A 1,896-nucleotide genomic window follows, 5' to 3' on the forward strand; every position below is an offset into this window, starting at 1 on the left:
CTTTGCCGATGATGCGGCAGCGGCCCAGGCGCAGGCGGACGCGCAGGCGGCCGATGCGGCGCTGGTGCAAGCCAATGCCCTCGCTGCCCTGACCGACGCCAGCGCCCTGGCCCTGATTTCGGATGCGGACGCGGCCAATGCCGCCGCCGTGCAAGCCATCGCCGACCAGACCGACGCCGTGGCACTCACGCTGGCCGCCAACGCGGCGGCGGCGGCGGCACTGGCCGCGTCGCAGAGCGCCGACCTGACAGACGCCACGCCCTGCACCTGGCAGCCGATGCTGCCGCAGCCGCGGCACTGCAGGCGCAGGCGCAAGCGGACCTGACGGATGCCGCCTCGCTGACGGTAGCAGCGAATGCCGATGCCGCCGTGGCCGCCGCCGCCCAGGCCCAGGCCGACCTGACGGACGCGAGCCAGCTCTTCCTGCTGAGCCAGCAAGCGCTGCACAATCCGCTGACGGTGGCCAGCTTCGATGCGGGCCCGACAGCGACCGGCGGCGATGTGATCGACATGTCGGCCATTGCCGACCTGACGGCATCGGTGGCCATCGGCGTCAACCTGGGCACGGACTTTGGCAACGACAACCTGTTCATCTTCGACGGCACGGCCGTCTCGATCCAGGCTGCCGCCAGTGCCATCGCGGCCGACAGCAGCGTGTTGTCGGGACAAGGCTATATCGTGATCGCCGATGCGCAGAACAACGGCGCCGTCACGGTCTACCACTCGAGTGACCTGAGCAACGCCAACGCCATCGACACGGCGCTGGTGCTGCTGAGCGGCGTCAACATCACGCAGCTGACGGCGGCCAACTTCGTCGTCTGATGGCGGCGTGACGGCAAAAAAGTTGCAAGGTGCGGGAGGAGCGCGGCCAGCATGGCTGCAGTCACTGGCAGGGTCCGCGCTCCCCCTGCGATAGCCGCGCAAGCGGCGGTATTGCATGCATACCTTCAGGCCGCGAGGCCGGAAAAACACGGGATGAGATTACGCGGTTTCCCAGCAATGCATCTGCGCCGGCGCCCCTGGGCCGGCATCCTGCCCTGTCTCGCGGCCGTGCTGGCGGCCGTGGCCATGGCCAGCGCCAGCGCCGTTGTCCACGCCCAGGGCGCCACTGCCTGGACCTTCGACCAGGTCTTGCAGCAGGCGCTGCAAAGCCACCCCGCCGTGCAGGGCAAACGCTCGGCGCAGGCCGCCGCGCGGGCCGACCTCGATGGCGCGCAATGGCAGCGCTATCCCAGCCTGTCGGCGGAAGTGCCCACGGGTTCGAGGGAAACGGGCGGCGTGGTGCGCATCGACCAGCCGCTGTGGAGCGGCGGGCGCATCGACGCCGGCATCGATGCGGCGGGCAGCCGGGTCGACGCGGCCGGCGCCGCCATCGAGGAAGAACGCCTGACCCTCTCGCTGCGCGTGATCAGCGCCTATACGGAAGCGCTGCGCCAGACGGCGCGCGTGCGTTCGGCCGAGGAAGGGCTGGCCGAACACCAGCGCCTGCTGGAAATGATCAGGCGCCGCGTGGTGCAGTCGGTCAGCTCGCAGACGGACCAGCGCCTGGCCGAATCGCGCGCCTACCAGGCGGCCAACGACGTGTCGAACGCGCGCCAGGCGCTGGAAAACGCGCTGGCGCAGCTGTCGCAGCTGGCCGGCAAGCCGGTGCGCGTGGTCAGCAGCACCGGCGTCGGCGTCGGCGAGCCGCTGCCCGACGCCAGCCTGGATCGGGTCATGCGCCAGGCCATCAGCTATTCGCCCACCCTGCAGCGGCTCGACTACGAGGCGCAGGCGGCCGATTCGGAAATCACCCTGCAACGCTCGGCCTACCTGCCGAAGGTCGTGCTGCGCGTGGAAAAACCCACGGGCGGCATCAATGCCGACAACCGCACGCGCGCCATGCTGGTGCTGCAG

3 protein-coding genes are annotated in these 1,896 nt (G+C 70.1%); all 3 read left to right on the forward strand.

The genetic code is table 11. The features are described 5' to 3' along the window. On the forward strand, positions 1 to 325 hold a 325-nt coding region (locus JaAD80_RS31120), incomplete at its 5' end, for a hypothetical protein (protein WP_180979663.1). Between the two features lie 44 nt (positions 326 to 369). Then, a complete protein-coding gene (locus JaAD80_RS29245; RefSeq protein WP_102299676.1) occupies positions 370 to 822 on the forward strand; it encodes a hypothetical protein in 453 nt (150 codons plus the stop codon). A gap of 177 nt (positions 823 to 999) precedes the next feature. Then, a partial coding sequence (locus tag JaAD80_RS29250; RefSeq protein ID WP_180979664.1) for a TolC family protein occupies positions 1,000 to 1,896 on the forward strand: 897 nt, incomplete at its 3' end.

Source organism: Janthinobacterium sp. AD80 (assembly GCF_002878455.1).
Taxonomy (GTDB): Bacteria; Pseudomonadota; Gammaproteobacteria; order Burkholderiales; family Burkholderiaceae_D; genus Janthinobacterium.